The organism is Streptomyces sp. NPDC086777 (assembly GCF_040702065.1).
Lineage (GTDB): Bacteria > Actinomycetota > Actinomycetes > Streptomycetales > Streptomycetaceae > Streptomyces.
On the sequence record NZ_JBFBJI010000080.1, the window covers coordinates 1 to 16,333 of the forward strand.

General features: G+C 67.4%; 11 protein-coding genes and 1 pseudogene. 5 read left to right on the top strand and 7 right to left on the bottom strand.

Annotated features, from left to right (window positions below; all coding sequences use genetic code 11):
• Positions 1-937 (top strand): DUF1998 domain-containing protein (locus AB0472_RS45520; RefSeq protein WP_366365548.1); only part of this gene is annotated, 937 nt, incomplete at its 5' end.
• The gene (locus AB0472_RS45525; protein ID WP_366365550.1) at positions 934-2,025 is read left to right on the top strand and encodes a DNA helicase; all 1,092 of its coding nucleotides are present in this window, start codon (positions 934-936) and stop codon (positions 2,023-2,025) included. The genes AB0472_RS45520 and AB0472_RS45525, both read left to right, overlap by 4 nt.
• Here AB0472_RS45525 and AB0472_RS45530 read toward each other — a convergent pair.
• From AB0472_RS45530 to AB0472_RS45550, 5 genes and pseudogenes are all read right to left on the bottom strand, one after another.
• Positions 2,002-3,210 carry a zinc ribbon domain-containing protein gene (locus AB0472_RS45530; RefSeq protein ID WP_366365563.1) on the bottom strand — a complete coding sequence of 403 codons (1,209 nt, stop codon included), beginning with the start codon at positions 3,208-3,210 and terminating at the stop codon, positions 2,002-2,004. The genes AB0472_RS45525 and AB0472_RS45530 overlap by 24 nt on opposite strands.
• Positions 3,108-3,413: a recombinase family protein gene (locus AB0472_RS45535; protein WP_366365564.1), complete on the bottom strand. Its 306-nt coding sequence runs from the start codon at positions 3,411-3,413 to the stop codon at positions 3,108-3,110. Before AB0472_RS45535 ends, AB0472_RS45530 begins: the two co-directional genes overlap by 103 nt.
• Positions 3,414-3,453: 40 nt before the next feature.
• A pseudogene (locus AB0472_RS45540) lies at positions 3,454-4,550 on the bottom strand (integrase core domain-containing protein).
• Between the two features lie 121 nt (positions 4,551-4,671).
• Positions 4,672-7,293, bottom strand: coding sequence for a tetratricopeptide repeat protein (locus AB0472_RS45545; RefSeq protein ID WP_366365551.1), 2,622 nt, complete (start codon positions 7,291-7,293; stop codon positions 4,672-4,674).
• 1,406 nt (positions 7,294-8,699) lie between these two features.
• Positions 8,700-9,182 (bottom strand): hypothetical protein, encoded by a 483-nt coding sequence (locus AB0472_RS45550; protein ID WP_366365553.1) that lies wholly within the window; start codon positions 9,180-9,182, stop codon positions 8,700-8,702.
• A 601-nt stretch (positions 9,183-9,783) separates the two neighbouring features.
• Here AB0472_RS45550 and AB0472_RS45555 point away from each other — a divergent pair.
• From AB0472_RS45555 to AB0472_RS45565, 3 genes are all read left to right on the top strand, one after another.
• Positions 9,784-12,348, top strand: a complete 2,565-nt coding sequence (locus AB0472_RS45555; RefSeq protein ID WP_366365555.1) for a helix-turn-helix domain-containing protein — start codon at positions 9,784-9,786, stop codon at positions 12,346-12,348.
• A 430-nt stretch (positions 12,349-12,778) separates the two neighbouring features.
• Positions 12,779-13,102 (top strand): hypothetical protein, encoded by a 324-nt coding sequence (locus tag AB0472_RS45560; RefSeq protein ID WP_366365556.1) that lies wholly within the window; start codon positions 12,779-12,781, stop codon positions 13,100-13,102.
• Positions 13,099-14,550, top strand: coding sequence for a hypothetical protein (locus tag AB0472_RS45565; RefSeq protein WP_366365558.1), 1,452 nt, complete (start codon positions 13,099-13,101; stop codon positions 14,548-14,550). The genes AB0472_RS45560 and AB0472_RS45565 overlap by 4 nt, the downstream gene beginning before the upstream one ends.
• A gap of 225 nt (positions 14,551-14,775) precedes the next feature.
• Here the strand turns inward: AB0472_RS45565 and AB0472_RS45570 are convergent, their stop codons facing one another.
• Together AB0472_RS45570 and AB0472_RS45575 are read right to left on the bottom strand one after the other, a co-directional pair.
• Positions 14,776-16,017 (bottom strand): cytochrome P450, encoded by a 1,242-nt coding sequence (locus AB0472_RS45570; RefSeq protein ID WP_366365559.1) that lies wholly within the window; start codon positions 16,015-16,017, stop codon positions 14,776-14,778.
• Positions 16,014-16,333: amidohydrolase family protein (locus tag AB0472_RS45575; RefSeq protein WP_366365561.1), on the bottom strand; the 320-nt coding region annotated here is incomplete at its 5' end. The genes AB0472_RS45570 and AB0472_RS45575, both read right to left, overlap by 4 nt.

Below are 16,333 nucleotides of genomic sequence, written 5' to 3' on the forward strand. Positions count from 1 at the left end.
GACGGGCCGGCCCGTCTCCTCCGCGACCGGTACTCCCGACCGCCCCGACCTGAGCCGGGAGGAATGGGCGGCCTTCACCGCTCCGACGCCGCCGGCCACCCGCGACTTCGCGCTGCGCGAGACCACGCTCGGTTTGGCCGGCGAGACCGCGGCCCCCTGGGCGGCCCTCAGCCGCCGGTTCGGCCGGATTGTCCTCGCCGACCGGCTCCGGGAGGTACGCGCCCTGTCGGGCTTCACCCGGGTGTCTCCGGACGCCGCCGTCGTCCCCGCCGACACCGCACGGTGCCTGAGGTGGCTGCCCGCCGTGGAGGTCTTCGGAGAGGGCATCTTCCTCACCCTGGACAAGAGCGAACTCGCCGCCTGGGAAGCGGACACCCGGGTCCGACGCCGGATCTCCGGCATGCGAGCCGACCTCGACCGCTCCTTCCAGAAGGACCGTCTGGAGACCTTGACCGGTCATGAGCTGTCCCCGCGATTCGTACTCCTGCACACCCTCGCGCACCTGCTGATCCGCCAGCTCTCCTTCGAATCCGGCTACACGACGGCGAGCCTGCGTGAACGTGTCTACGCGCGCCCTGAGCAGGATCAGTACGGCATCCTCGTCTACACGGCCGCAGGAGACGCGGAGGGAACCCTCGGCGGTCTCGTCCGGCAAGGTGAACCGCCCCGGCTCGCCGAGACCCTGCTCCGGATGACGGAGGCCGCGGCCTGGTGCTCGGCCGACCCGCTCTGCGCCGAGCACACCGGCCAGGGCTTCGGCAACCTCAACCGTGCGGCCTGCCACGCCTGCGCGCTGCTCCCCGAGACCAGCTGTGAGACCGGAAACACCCTCCTGGACCGCGCCCTGGTCGTCGGCGGCGAACGGGTGCCCGGCTACCTGGAGTCCATCGTCACCGCGGCCCGCGCCGTGGCCGCCGACGCCGTGGAGGAGATGTGACCGTCACCTATCTCGACCTCACCGATGAGCAGCGCTCCTGCCTCGACGATCTGCCCTTCGACGGCAACCACCTCGTCAGCGGTCCGCCGGGAAGCGGCAAGAGCCTCCTGGCGGCCCAGCGAGCCGTCATGCTCGCCCTGACGGGAACGCCGGTGGTCCTGCTGACCTATTCCAACCTCCTGCACCAGGCACTGGCCGGAGCCGTCCACGCGCTGGGTCCCGCGGACCGCAGCGTGCGGGTGCGGACCGTGCACGCCTGGCTCACCGAGTGGTACGGCGGGAAACCGCCCACCGGTCCGGACGGCTGGTTCGACTGGCCCGCCCTGTACGAGCGGGCCGCGGCCGCCGACCCGCCGCCCGGACTCACCCTCGTCGTGGACGAAGGCCAGGACCTGCCGCCGGAGTTCTACCGCCTCTGCCGACTGCTCGGAGCCCGCACGACGGTGTACGCGGACGAGTGCCAGCGTCTGACCGACACCAACTCCACACTCGCGGAGATCGCCGAGCGCCTGGGCCGCTGCGCACGCCACGAACTCGACGGCAACCACCGCAACACCCGGCAGATCGCCTCCTTCGCGGCCCACTTCCACACCGGAACCGGTCTGCCTCCGATCCCCGAACGGGACGGCCCGCCCGCACGACTGCACCGCCTTCCGCAGCGCGGGGCCGCCGACCTGGTGATGCTGCTCGCCAAGCAGCACCCGCAGCACACCATCGGCGTGATAGCCCACTCCAAGCACACGCAGTTCTCGCTGCTCGGCACACTGCAGAACAAGGCGCCCAGGCTCAAACCGCAGCTCTACACCTCCGATGCCTGGAAGGGAGGCGGCCGCTACCACCGCCTGGACCTCGGCCGTCCCGGCGTCGTCCTGGTCCATCGGAGAAGCGCCAAGGGTCTCGGCTTCGACACCGTCGTCATCCCCGACGCGCACACCGACGCCGCCACTGATCCCACCTCGGCCGCGCTGCGCATGGAGTACTACGTCATGGCCACGCGAGCCCGACGCGAACTGCATCTCGCTTACGAAGGAGCGTCCGAGCCGCCGCTGTTGGCGCAGGTAGGGTCAAGCGAGTTGCTGCGTAGCTGACCGGCGGGGAACGCCACGGCGTTGCCGAGTGCGCCGGTCGGGTCCGCCGCGAGCAGGCCGGGCCTCCAAAGTGGTCTCAAGCATCATCGGTGTGGTCCCGAAACGCCTGTAGGCATCCATTTTCTGTGACGTGACCTTTGGTGCTGAGGTCGCCGCTCTGGGCACGAGCCCGAGTTTGGAGGACGGTACAAGGACGCAACTCTTTGGGGAGGTCCCCTGCGTGATTACGACCGTATCGTCAGTGGTCAACTCCCCCCTCGGACACTCGCTATAGCGATACACGGATGAGGGCCTCGAGCTAACGGTCGCGGCCCTACCTGCGTATTCGTAACTGATCGTGATCCCGAGGGCTTCGTAGAGCGGGCTCTTCTTCTCTGCATGAACGGCCTGCACGCGTTGTGCGATGTCTCCGAGTGTCTCAGTGATTTCCTGGATCTGGTCGGCGCTGAGGGGAGTTTCCTTCGTTCGAGTGGCGGCTGGCGGTGTGTCGAGCTCCTTGCGTGCTGCCTCCTTGTCCGCCTGCGCTTCGTTGAACCATTGGGTGACGACGGCGGGGTCGGCGCCGGCTTCGAGGGCGGCCTGGTAGCGGGCGGGAGGCCGCTCGCACTCCTTGACCATTTTGTGGGCCTGAGCCTGCTGCGGAGTGAGCGTCTCGGCCGCGTTCGCTGCCGCGCTGGCTTGGGCGAGGGCGGTGAGGGTGGCGGCGAGCCGGTCGGGGGTGAAGGCTTTCGCGATCCACCGGTCCAGAGCCCGGCACAGCACGTCTTCCCGGAGGTAGACGGTCCGGGGGGGATCCATGCCGGGGTGGAGGGACTGTTCCTGTTCCTTGAACTCGCAGCGGTAGTAGACGGTGTTGCGGATCGTCGCGGGTTGCATCTTGCGCCCGCACGTTACACATCGCACGCGTCCGCGCAGTGCGTACGCTCGTTGCCCCCGCTGTTGTCGGCCGGGGCGTTCGAGGCGCTGCGGCATGCGGGCGTGCTGCTGACGGATCTTCTTGACGGTGTCGAAGAGCTTGGTGGTGACGATGGCCTCGTGAGCGGTGTCATTGGACCAGACCCACTGTTCGGCCGGGTTGTGTGTCATGCGGGCGCGGTGGCCGAGGGTGACGTCGTCGATGTCGTAGAGGTGCTCCTCCTTGCGCTGTTTGTTCGAGATCTCGCAGCCGGTGTAGCGGGGGTTGATGAGGTTCCGCTCTGACGGCTCCGGCCTGCCATGCGGTCTTCTTGCGGTGGGGGTTGCGGGCGGCGTCGTGGGCGGAGGGGCAGGGGGAGGCCTTCCCGGGTGAGCTGGGAGGCGATGGCCCTGTCGCTCATGCCGTCGATGTACATCTGGAAGATCCGGGCCACGCTGGGGGCCGCCGCGGGGTCGGGTTCCAGGCGGTGGATCCGCTGTCCTTGTCACTGCCGAGAATCTCGTTCGTGCAGGTCAGGCCGCATGCTGGTACTCGTGGAGGGTGCCGCCGAGGCGGTCGCGTCGTCGTATGTCGAGGTGGGCTGTAGCGTCCGGGTCGGTGATCGGCGGAGGCAGGGGGTGCAGCGGGCGGGCGTCTGAGATGCCCTGGTGGGGCCGGTGGGAGTTGTAGTGCTGTTCGAACTCGCGCAGGGCGTGAAGCAGGTGGCGCTGGTTCCAGACCAGGGTGCGGTCCAGCAGTTCGCGTCGGCAGGTTTGCACCCAGCGTTCCATGAGCGCGTTCATCCGCGGCATCCGGATCCCGCTGAGTACGACCTCGATCCCCGCATCCTCAAGGACGGTGTCGAACAGGGCGGGGTACTTCCCGTCACGGTCGCGGATCATGAACCGGGCCCGGCAGCCAGCATCCTCGAGATCCATAACGAGGTTCCTGGCGGCCTGCGCCACCGAGGAGGCGGTCGGGTGCGCCGTCGCGCCCAGGACGCGGATGCGCCAGCTGGTGTGCTCGAGCACGGCGAACACGTACAGCCGCGCCCCGGACAGAGTGATGGTCTCGAACAAGTCGCAGGCCAGCAGGGCATCGGCCTGGGAGCGCAGGAAACCGGCCAGGTCGTCACGGCGCGTTCGGGCGCCGGGTCGAACCCGGCATCCTTCAGGATCTCCCACGCGGTGGAGGCGGCCACCTGCACGCCCAGGACGAGCAGCTCACCGTGAATGCGCCGATATCCCCTCCCGGGATTCTCCCTCGCCAGGCGCAGGATGAGAGCGCGGATCGAGCGCACCATGCGTGGCCATCCCGAACGTTTTGGACGGGAACGGGTCGCATGGTGGCGCGAGACCAGGTCACAGTGCCAGTGCAGCCCAGTGTCCGGGCGCACCAGCAGCCGTGCCCGGCGCAGCACACCGCGCGGGAGCCGGTGCAGTAGCGCGGCCAGGAACACCCGGTCACTCGGGGCGAACCGCACCCGATCCCGGCCGAGCTGGCGTTCCAGCACGGTGATCTGATGACGCAGCGCGAGGATCTCCGCGTCCTTGTCCTGGTTGCTCACCGGCAGCACCCGCAGCAGGGCGAACATGTTCGTCACATCCAGATAGGCAAGTCGAAGCAGCACGACAGATCATCCTGCCGGGGCACTCACCAGGTGCCCAGAGCACCCGCTCGAGCGCCCGTGCTCGACACCACCCGTACACCAGACCCCACCAGGACGGATGAGTCTTTTGGCAGGCGCAAGGTCAGTCCTCATCCGGGATTGCCCTGGCGCCGTCACGGCCGGTCATCTGAACGAAAATCGGGTTGCCCAAGGTCGCCGAGGACTCCGTGCGATCCGCTTCGTCGGACGCGCCGTCGGCACGTAGCACCCGGATCAAGTCGTGAAGAACGGCAGCCTCATTCCACTCGTATGCCCCGCCCCGGTAGATAGCCAGCGCCGCCTCCAGGTCGCTGCGCGCCTCGTTAAGCTGTCCTAGTTCGCGGTGGGCGACACCCCGCAGATGCCTGGCCATGGACTCCGCATACGCGTCGCCGGCTTGTCGCGTCACGTCGACCGCTTCTGTGAGGGGTGCCACCGCCTCGCCCGGACGGCCCTGACGCAAGTGCAGCCAGCCGACGTCCCGCTGAGTGTGGCTGTACCACATCTCGTTCCCGAGCTGTTGGAACAAATCGAGAGCCGTTCGTGCCGACGCCCAGGCGTCGTCGAAGCGTCCCATGCCCGCGTGTACGCGGATCCGCGCATTGGCGATGCGGCCAATCCACAGCTGCTCGCCCATGGGGCCGAAGATATCTTCGGCCCTGTCGTAGGCAGCCAGCGCTTCCTGGCGGCGGGCGAGCAGTCGATAGATCTTGCCCAGCGCATAGCGGCTCGCCCCTTCCCAGACCCTGTCGTTGAGGATCTGGAAGTCGTGGACGGCCTGCTCCAGGAACGGGACGGCCTCCTCGGGCCTGCGCAAGTATCCGAGAGTCTCGGCCAAGGTACGCCGAAGGCGCGCCTGCGCCCTTCTGTCCCTGAACTCCTCGGCCAGTCGCAATGCCTCCCGCTGGCTCTCCTCCGCCTTCTCGGGTTGTCCTCGCCACCTCTGGAACTCGCCTAGCTTCTCCAACGAGGACAGCAAGTGCCATTGGTCGTTCTCCGCGCGCAGTTTCTGCACGGCCGTGCTCATGTGGCTCAGCGCCGCCGGATAGTCGCTTTTGGCTGCGTAGGCACGTGCCACAACCATCCGGTCCCGCGCTGGCAGCGTGGCGGCCGGATCGGGAGACCTGCCGGGCAGGCACAGGTCCAAGACCGTGTCCGGCATTCCGTTCCCCAGGGCGGCGACGGCGCGTCCGCGGCGCAGGCTCCGGACCACCCGGGCCCGCTGCTCCGCCCCCTCGTCGAAGAGCCACTGGGCGGACGCCGATGGGAGGTTCAGGTCGTCAAGGAAGTACGAGAGGCCCTCGGCGATCTCAGCGCCCTCGGGCTCCATGCCCAGGCGCCGGGCACGGGTGATCGCCCACTTGATCCGCTCGATCTCCTCCGCCACCCAAGGCCCGGCGGTCTCCTGGTCCAGGTTTCCTGCGCGTTCCGGCGACGCCTCCGCGCGGAGTTCCGGGGCACGGCTGACAGCCAGGTACACGATCGCCTCACGGTAGGCCCGCACCAGACGTTCCTCAGCGGTACGGCGCTCTTCCGGAGGGAGGGCCTCGTACTGCTCGGTCGCGAAGACGCGCACCAGGTCATGGAAGCGGTAGCCGGGCCCCGAGCCCTCGCTCCCATGCGCCTCCATCAGGCCTACAGCGACGAGTTCGTCGGAGACGCGTCCAACGACTGATGCGGTTGGCAGACACGACCCGACATGCCAGTCCGTCAGTTTTCCCGCAGGCAGGGAGGACATCAGCCCAACCGCCCGTCGGATAGCCTCCGGCAGGTCTCGGTATGTAAGAGACAGGCATGCTTGGAGGCTCAGGTCTTCGTAGACCAGCTCGTGCAACCGCGCGCGCTCGTCTTCGAGCCTCGCGCGCATCTGCCGGAGTGTCAGGTCTTCCCGCATCGCGATCTTTCCGCCTACGATGCGCAGCGCTAGCGGAAGTCTGCCGCAGAACTGCACGATCTCCAGGGCCGCGGCGGGATCCGCAATCACTCGTTCCCGGCCTGCGTGTGCGCTGAGTACCTCCAGCGCCTGGTCTTCATCAGGCAGCTGCACCTTCACCCGGTGGCGCCTGGTGATGTTTCCTGCTGACAGAGCCTTTCTGCTCGTCACGAGCACTGAGCAACCGGCACCCACGGGCAGAAGCGGCTGGATCTGTGCAGTGCTGTGCGCATTGTCGAGCATGACCAGCAGTCGCAGGTTGTTTGTGAGGCTGCGGAAGAGGGCAGCCCGATCGTCCGTCGTGCGGGGCATGTCGCCCTGGGCCGTCCCCAAGCTCCGGACGAACTCGCCCAGAACCTCCCCACTCTCGCGAGGTATGTCGGCGTCGCCGCGCAGGTCGACGTAAAGTTGCCCATCTGGGTAGTACTGTTTGACGCGGTGCGCCGCGTGCAGGGCGAGAGCCGTCTTCCCTGTACCAGCCGCGCCATGGACGACGATCACGGTGGCCTGCCCAGCCGCCGGGTCTCCTGGCAGCGCGCCGCTCCCAGGAGTCGGCACATCTCGGAGCCGCTCAACAAGGCCGCTGCTCAGGACGTCACGTCCGACCAGCACGTGCTCCTGGGGCAGTTGATGGCGCAACTCCAGACCGGCCCGCGCCGACTCAGCCACGTCGTCTGCCGTGTGGTGGTGGTACATGACCGCTGACAGGCCGCCTACCAGCACGGCAGCGCCTGCGAAGGTGCCCAGCGCCAAATTGTCCTTCAAGAAGCCGTAGACCAGATCCTTGGACATCCCACCAACGGCCACGACTCCCGCAGCACTTGCCAGGAGAAGCCGCTTACGACGGGTCTGAACGCGAATCGGCACCTTGTCTCCCCCGAAGTCAACGGGCTGGATGAGCGCACCGTTCACTCGCCTTTGACGTTTGGAAGCGCACAATCGAGACAGTGCGCCGTCCCGGGTTTGCATCGAGTACCTGTCGACCCAGGCTGTTCAACGCGGCCAGGAGCTTCAGGTCGCTGCTCTCGTCAATATCTCAGCTGTTTGTACCGTGCCGTTCTCGTCGCGTACCGGGTGAAGGTGCCGTTCCAACAGCGGAGTGCGGGCGTCGGACAGACCGTCGTAGTAGCGGTGTTCGGGTGCTGGACGACTCGGCAGTTGGGCAGGCCGTGTAGGCTGTAGTGAAGGCCCGTGCCGTGTGACAAGAGCCCTCACCGAAGTGCAGAAGGCAGGTCACCCTGCGGTGTTCATGCGGTCAGCCGCGGCCGTCGCATGCCTTACAGTCGCCGCTGCCGCGACAGCTGTCGCACTTCCACACGCCGCGGTAGCCGGATCCGTCGCAGGTGGTGCACTTCCCGTTGCCCTTGCAGCGCTGGCACTTGTTCCACATGGTGAGTCCTCTCTTCGTAACTGCCTTGTTGTTGGCTAAATGTTGTGGGCTGGAGGTGACGTCTGGTCAGCTGCGGCGAGATTGTGGACTTGTCTTCGCCCCTACGCCGTCGGCACGTGCTGATCGACCCTCGAACGGGCCCGTGGCGTCGTCACGGTGGACGAGCATCAGACCGTCCTCGTGCCGGCTGACCCGAATTGATCCCGGGGCATTTTTTCGGATGGAACTCGGCATACAGGAAGTGCTGCGACCAGCGCCACCGGTCACAGAACCGCTCCATGCCGGAGTAACTCCACACCGACGATCCCGGCGCCGATTGGGCCATTTCAGCCCACTGCCCCTTGACCACTGCCTTCTCAAGGCGGATCGAGCCCGCCTTGTCAAGCGTGGCAGCGTCGGAACTGCCGAAAAGCTCGCCGACCGACTGCGCGCACGTCCCTGTCGCCCGATCCTCCAGCCCCTTGCCGGAAGTCCGGGGTCATAAGGGCGCAAACGGTCTTGCCGCTGTGCAGGCGAACGGCCGTGGTCGTTGCCTGCCACGTATCGCGCACACCGGCTTCGCCCTCAGCGGATCCGACGTCGGAGACGGAGGCCGAGTTGGCCTCAGCAGCCCGGTAGGCGGTGCCTCCGGCACCGGTAAACAGGACCACAGCCGCGATCCCCTAAAAGTTGACCTTCGTCTTGTTCCGGTTGTGGGTGAGCCGACCAACGCTGCCGGCCGCGATGCAGCCATGGTCGGCGGTGACGGTGGTGTTGCCGACAGGGTCACGTGGTGTGGCATTGGGGCCTGCGGGAGCTCCGGGTTTGGTCAGCCCTGGTCCGAACCCGGCTGCTGAGGGTTTGGGGCTGACCCGAGCGTCACGTTCCCCATCCTCCACGAGGCTGCCGAACCGCCCTCTGCGTGGATGTTCACGTTCCCGCCGACCGCCTGACCATCACTCGACGCGGACAATCCGTCTGCGGATCTGGTGCCTGCTCCGGCTTGAAGTTCCTCGATCAGCTTCTCCAGTGCCTCGGCGAAGGCCCCGTCCCGCTCAGCCGCGTCCGTGAGAGCGACTGCCAGTCGCCGTCGCGTGAGTTCCGAGGGTTCCGTCTCCCCAGCCTCGGCCTCCTCGCGGGCACGTTTCAGTGCAGGGTCCTGCCCGAGTTTGCGGCCGACCAGGTCGTGCAGCCGGTCCATTCCGATGGGCAGGTTGCGGGCGATCTCCGCATCGGCGCGGCTTGCCACCCGGCGGCTCTTGGCCACCAGCCAGGCGAACACGTACCCGGCCGCGATTTCCACACCGGTCACCGCAACCTCCTGAAAACAGACGTCCCACTGCCGATACGCCCGTTCCGACAGCCGGAAGCGGCGCATCGGCCCTCTCGCGCGCCGGGGACGCGAACTGCTCCTGCTCCTCGGCCGGACGTTCGACCGATACGGGAAGCACCAAGTGCGCGTAGGCGCTGAGACTCCTGCACTGAGCGTCCCGCGAGTCGACCAACAATCGTGCTGTCGGCCGGCAAGTCCCAAGTGGTCCTCGGCTCGCTGGTGAACCGTTGGTCCCCCGAGATCGCCGCCACGACCAGTTCGCCGTACTCGGCATCCGACGGATTCGTGGACTCCGTCGTTCTTGCATCCATGCCCCTGTGGTCTCCATTTCCTACTTGTGAGGATTGCCTGCGGACGACCCGACGGCCGTCAACCGCACGCGCCTCTGCCTGCCCTCTTTGGGCTGGCTGCGTGGCCACATCACGACAGTGCACGACAAGTCCGAGGCACCCTGCCTCGACCTTGGCTGCTCAGCGGAGCGGTTGGCCTTGAGCATCGGAGACGGCGAGGGTTGTTCGCCACTCTGCGTGAGCAGTCATAATCAACCGAACAATCTGAACGTCGGGGGAGGTGGACAGATTTGGCAGGCAGGCCGGGGCGTCGGGAACAGCCGCTCGATCCACAGGCGGGTCCGCTGGAATGCTTCGCGCTAGGGCTGCGCGCGCTCCGTGAGAGGGCCGGACTCACCTACTCGGAGATGGCCGATTCGGCCCACTTCTCTCCCAGTACGCTGTCTCAGGCAGCCGCTGGGCGGCGGCTGCCCACACGAGAGGTTCTCCGTGCCTATGTCCGCGCCTGCGGCGGGGATCCGGGCTCGTGGGACGAGCATTGGGAGCGGGTACAGCATGATCTGTACGGGTCCGAGACGCGCAGGAACGCTGCCCGCGTCCTCCCGTACGACTTCGGCCATGCGGAAGCCACCAGTTTCGTGGGCCGCGAATCTGAGTTGGCCGCCGGCGGCGAGCTGCTGGAGCGGTGCCGGCTGGTCACGCTGGTCGGGATCGGCGGCGTGGGTAAGACGCGGTTGGCCAAGCAACTCGTCCGCGAGGTGGCCGAGCGATTCACGGACGGCACGTACTGTGCGGAGCTGGCCGACCTCGGCGGTGACCACGCCGTCGTCGAAGCGGTCGCCTCCGCCGTCGGCGTGGTTGCCGGGGCAAGGCAGGACCCCTTGTCCGCGCTTGCCGGGGCGCTGCGGGGACGTAGTGTCCTCCTCCTGCTCGACAACTGTGAGCACGTGCTGGACGGATGCGTACGCACCGTCCGTGACTTGCTCGCGCTCTTGCCGGAACTGCGCATCCTCGCCACCAGCCGGCAGCCCCTCAATATCGGTGCCGAGCATGTGTTGCAGGTGAGGCCGCTGGGCCTGCCTGCCTTGACGGAGGGGCGCCTGCACGAGGCAGATGTCACGGACGAAGGCCCCGTGACCTCTCCGGCCATGACTCTCTTCGTGGACCGTGCCGAGGCTGCCACCCCGGGTTTTCGGGGCACCGAGGTGAACCGGCATACCCTTGCTCGCGTGTGCTGGAGGCTGGACGGCCTGCCCCTCGCCCTGGAGATCGCCGCACGACGGCTGCGTACCCTGACCCTTGACGAACTTCTGGAACGGCTCGACCAGCGGTTCCGCCTGCTCGGCCCCGGCGGTGGCGACCGTACGGCACATCCTCGCCACCAGGCGCTGCGCGCAGTCTTCGACTGGAGCTACGAGTTGTGCACTGAAGCCGAGCGAACGGCCTGGCAGCAACTTTCGCTGTGTTCCGGCGGTGTGCTGCTCACCGATGCCGAGCAACTCTGCGGACGCGCCGAAGAAGGCGAATCCCCCGATGACGCCGCAACCGAAGGCGCTTTCGAAGCCTTGGCTGGGCTCGTGGACCAGTCGCTCCTCGCCAGCGTCGAAACAGGTGGTCGCACTCGCCTGCACATGCTCGAAACCGTCCGTGCATACGGGCAGGAACGGCTGGTGGAAAGCGGTCGGGCGCAGCTCGCCCTGCGTCGCCATCGTGCGTGGTACCTCAACCTTGCCGCACAGGCCGGAATCGCTTACGGCTCTTCAGAACAGGCCGAGTGGCTGCGTCGCCTGCGTGCCGAGCACCCCAACCTGCGGCAGATCGTCACCACGTCACCGCCGACCGGTGAGCCTGCGGAGGCCGTATTACGCGCGTCTCTCGGTTTCTGGCTGCACTGTCTGACGTCCGCCAATGTGGGCGAGGGCGCCCACTGGATGCGAACGGTCCTCGAACGACATCCGCAGCCTCCCTCCCCCGAGGCCACTGGCACATGGTGCCAAGCCGCATGGGTGGCCGGTTTCTTACTACTCCTCCACGGAGACCACGACAGCACCCACGAGGTGATCAGCCGCAGCGAACAAGCGCTGGCCGACATGCCCGCCGCGTCCGGCAGTGCAAATCCCTCGGCGCACCGGGCGACCAAGGCCGAACTCACTGCTGCCTTCCTGCAGCTGAGGAGCTTGGCAGCTCTGGTCACCGGGGACACGGAGACCACAGCACGGCACGCGAACTCTTCCCTGGCAAGCGGGCACTGGTTCGCCCCGCTGTTGACACAGCAGCAGTGCATCGCCCAACTCGGCTTCGCCGCAGTTCTCCAAGGCGAGCGGACTCGCTCCACCCCCCTGCTCGAACAGGCCCTGGCGATGTCCGAGGCCCAAGGAAACACGTGGCACCAGTGCTACCTGCTATGGGCCCTTGCCGTCGACCACGGTGAAGCCGGGCAACCGGAAACCGCCCTGCAACTCCTCCACCGTGCGCTCCGGCACACCAGGAAGATCGACGAGTACCTGGGAGAAGCAACACTCAGCGAAACTCTGGCCTGGCTGCTCTCCTCCTATGGCGACGCACGCTCGGCAGCGGTCCTGCTGGGAGCCGTGGACCGCGTGTGGCACCCGTCCGGCACTCCTCGGCTCTTCGGGTTCGCCCTCCTGACCGCCCACCGGGAACGCGGTCTCGAAAACGCCCGTAGGTCACTCGGCGAGATCGAGTACACCCGTGCGTACCAGGAAGGCCAACGCCTCGGTCTGCGCCAGGCCCTGGAGAAGACGCTCCGGGAAAACGAGTTTTTCCGCCAAGGCGCTGTTCCAGCGACGGCACATGGTGATGACTCCAGAACAGAGCAGGACGCACAAGAGTGAACTGGCGGTTATGCCCCCCTGGGGGACGATGGTGCCCGTCCGCCTGAGTCGGACGTCGCCCGTTCGGTTGACGTGTTTTGGAGTGTCGAAAGCGCGGACCGAGGCGGAAGCCGCTGAAGCCCGGGTTCCCGGTCATCCCCGCAGCAGATCGGCCGTCTCGACATACGTAGGCGTGAACGCCTGGGCGGCTTCCTTCACGAGTACGAACGTGCCGTATGTCCCCACAGAGGAGTTGACATCCACCACAAATTCACGATCAAGGGGGTTATTCGGAGTCACTGCTGACTTCGGACCAAAGTCAGTCTCGTCACGCTACGCAACCGCAGTGCATTGCCCGGCCGGTTCGCCGACTCCGTCACCTTGCGCGGTGACGAGGACGACGAGTCCGGGAGCCCGGAACGGCAACCGGGCCCGGCGGTAGGCTCCCGTCATGCCGATCATCGAATACCGGGGCGAGAGCGCGAACTTGAAGGTGCTGGCACGGGAGATCGAGGCGGATCCACATCTTGCCGGAAAGTGCTCTCTCACCCTCACGCCCCTGCGCCAGGACAGGCGCGACTCCTTACGTCACGCGAACTGGGCGGAGATCACCGTCTCGGTCGCCTCCGGACTGGCCACGAACGCGGTGTACGACGCGCTGAAGGCATTGGTAGAGCGGGCGCGTGACCGTGGACCCGTGGACGAGGTGGTCCCACGTCCGGAGGGCGGCAACGGCGAGGAGGCGGACGGCACCGAAATGGCGGCGGAGCGGTGACCGTACACTCCCCGCGCCTGCGGAACTCCAGCGGTGCCGAGCTGAATCTGCGCAGCCAGATCCTTTTCCAGGACCCGACCCGCACCCGTACCAAAGACCTCGTCACGGCGGTCGGCTCCTGGCACAAGACCTACGTCCACGAGAGCAGCCACTGGGCGCGGTACCACGGATCCACTGTTGGCATCCTGCTGAGCCTGCTGCGGCGATCGAGGGACCAGCTGGCCGCGTACACGATCTCCCACTTGAGCCAGCGACAAGCGGGGGATCTCCACGAGGGCCGGAGGGGCGGACGGCCCTTCCTCTCCTTCAAGCGTTACCCCCAGCACACCGGTGGGGAGTTGAGATACAACGAGCTGGACTGGCTCAATCTCTACTACGCCTACTACGTTCTGCTGGACCCTGCGGGCTTGACAGGGTTCGATTTCACGACCTGGGAGACGCGGGCGGCGTTCGAGAACTCATTGCAAGACACTTGGCGCCAGAGCGCGGGCGTGGAGATGGTCGAGCGTCCCGAGGACACGCCTGTCAGCGTCATGGGGCCCCTGAAGCTCGTGCACACCTCCGAGGGGCAGCTCACCACCCGCCTCCTGTTCGAGTGCGCGGCGGTGATCGACGAGCTCTTCCAGTTCGAGGGCGCTTTCATGCGCATGACCGACCCGACACTGCGGGAGCTCCTGCTGGAGGAGATGAGCGGCGAGTACGGGCTTCCGTGGCGTCTGGCGAGTGCTCTGGCGGGGCGGAATCTCGGCGGGAGCGTCGTCCTGGCCCTCATCGACTTCGCGCTGAACCCGGTTGTGCCGGGCCTGACCTCCGCCGACCCGACCGTCGACTGGAGGGAGCTGTACCCTCCCCACCGCTTCGTTGCGGCGGCGAAGGCGATGGCGGACTGGGAAAGCGACCTGGAATTCCAGTATCCGAGCCATGAGGTGACGGTTCACTTCCAGCACACGCTGGCCAAGCGCAGCGGGCTCCGGATGGGACGCGTGGTGTCCCGCCCGTCCGGCCTCTCCACGCTGCGGGAGGCGGCCACGATACCTATGCACCTCGCCGACCGAACCCCTGCTGTTTCCCTCATGTGCGCCTCACATCTGCTCGACCTCCGCGAGGAGGATGTCTGCGCGCTTTCCCACTACGGCGTCAACTTCCTGGGCGACCGGGCGGTCAGGTTCGTGGACCCCGACCGGGACATGTGGTGGCTGTTCCCCGTGTTCCAGGTAAGCCAGGGTGAGTACCGGTGGCCGGCGGAGCACGTGACCCTCGACGAGGCCACGGACCTGCTGATAGGAGCCGCTGTGGCGTCGGCGTACGACGACATCCTGTACGGCATCGGCCCCCTCGCCTCCGACCACCTTCCCCATACTCCCTTCGAGGACCGCGGAGAAGTCGAGGCACTGAACAAGGCACTCAAGGACTCGACGGGCCTGGACATGGGCTGGCGTCAGTCCTGATCACCCCCGCGCTCGATCGAGGGGCCTGACTCCCGGCACACCTCATCAGAGGCAGAACTTCCCTTGCACCACCACGACCCTATCGTCAGTGGTCAACTCGCCCCTCGGATACAACGAACAATGAACAGAGTTGACACCCGGCTGCGGCCTTAGGCCCGGGCGGGTGTTTGGCGTTGGGGGGTCGTCCGGCGGGCCGGGATGTCGAGGCGTCTCGCCGTGCGTCGGTCACCCGGCGGGATCGAGCACCACCGGAAGCTCCGCGAGGCCGCGGAAGGCCGGGAAGGGAACCTCCAGCCACCGTGCCCCGGCCCGCGGGTCGGCCAGGGTCATCCTCGGGAACCGGTCGCACAGGACGGTGAGTGCCAGCTGCATCTCCAGCCGGGCCAGCGGGGCTCCCACGCAGTAGTGGCTGCCGTGGCCGAACCCCAGGTGCGCGTCCTGCGCGTTGCCCGGACGCATCACGTTCAACTCGTCCGGGGCGTCGAACTTCCGCGGATCGCGGTTGGCCGAACTGATCGCGACCTGGACCAGGGCGCCCTTGGGAATCCGGGTCCCGCCGTACTCCACGTCCTCGGTCGCGTAGCGGAACGTCGCGGTCTCCACGGAGCCGTCGTAGCGCACCAGTTCCTCGACCGCGGCACGCATCAGCTCCCCGTTCTCCCGCACGGCGCGCAGCTGTCCGGGATGGGACAGGAGGTGGTGCACGGCGTTGCCGATCAGGTACGCGGTCGTCTTGTGACCCGCGAACATCAGCAGGAACGCCGTGGAGACGAGCTCGTTCTCGGTCAGGCCGCCGTCATCGTCGCGGACCGCGGTGAGCGCGCTCAGGAGGTCGTCCCCCGGACGCCTCCGCTTCGCGGCGACGAGATCGGAGAAGTAGGCGTGCAGATCCTCCTCCGCCTTCTGCTGGGCCCGCTTGGCCTCCTCGTCGAAGCCGCTCCGAGCCACCGTGGAGGACAGGTTCTGCATCCGCGACCGCTCCTGGGGCGGTACCCCGAGCAGATCGCAGAGCACGATGATCGGCAGCGGGAACGCGAAGGCCGGCAGCAGGTCGAAGGGCTCCCGGACCGGGCACTCGTCGAGCAGGCTCCGCACGACGTCCTGGATCTTCGGCCGCAGAGCCTCCACCCGCCGCGGGGTGAACGCGGAGTTGACCAGCCTGCGCAGCCGCGTGTGCTTGGGCGCGTCGGAGTTGAGCATGTTGTCGTCCAGCGCGACGGACGAGTCACCGAAGATCCTCCGGTAGGCGTCCATGGCGCCGTACATGTCCTTGCTCAGCCGCGGGTCCGCCAGGGCGGCCCGCGCGTCCTCGTACCGGGTGATCAGGTACGTCTCGTTGCCGTGCGGCGGTCTCATGGGGCAGACCGGGGCCGCGTCGCGGAGCCGGCCGTAGACCGTGTGGGGGTCCCGCCGGAACTCCGGGGTGCAGCGTTCGGCCGCGGCGACGGCCTCTTGCGTGGTGGTCACGGACGACTCCTGAGGTCGAAGAGGACCTCGGCGTTGCCACCGAGGATGAGCTGCTGCGACGCCCTGTCGACCGGCAGCTTCTCGATCATGCGGATCTGCTCCTCCAGCGGCACGGCCAGCGGCGGTGAGTCGGTACCGAACAGCATCCGCTCGGGCCCCAGCACCTCGGCGTTCAGGCTCAGATGCGCCGAACTGACCGGGCTCGTGTCGACGTACATGCGCCGCAGCGCCGCCGCCGGGTCGACCGCCGGCAGCTGGGCCGCCGACCGGGGCGGGGCCGCCCCGGGCCGGCCGGCGGGCGGCGCGCCCCCGGCCC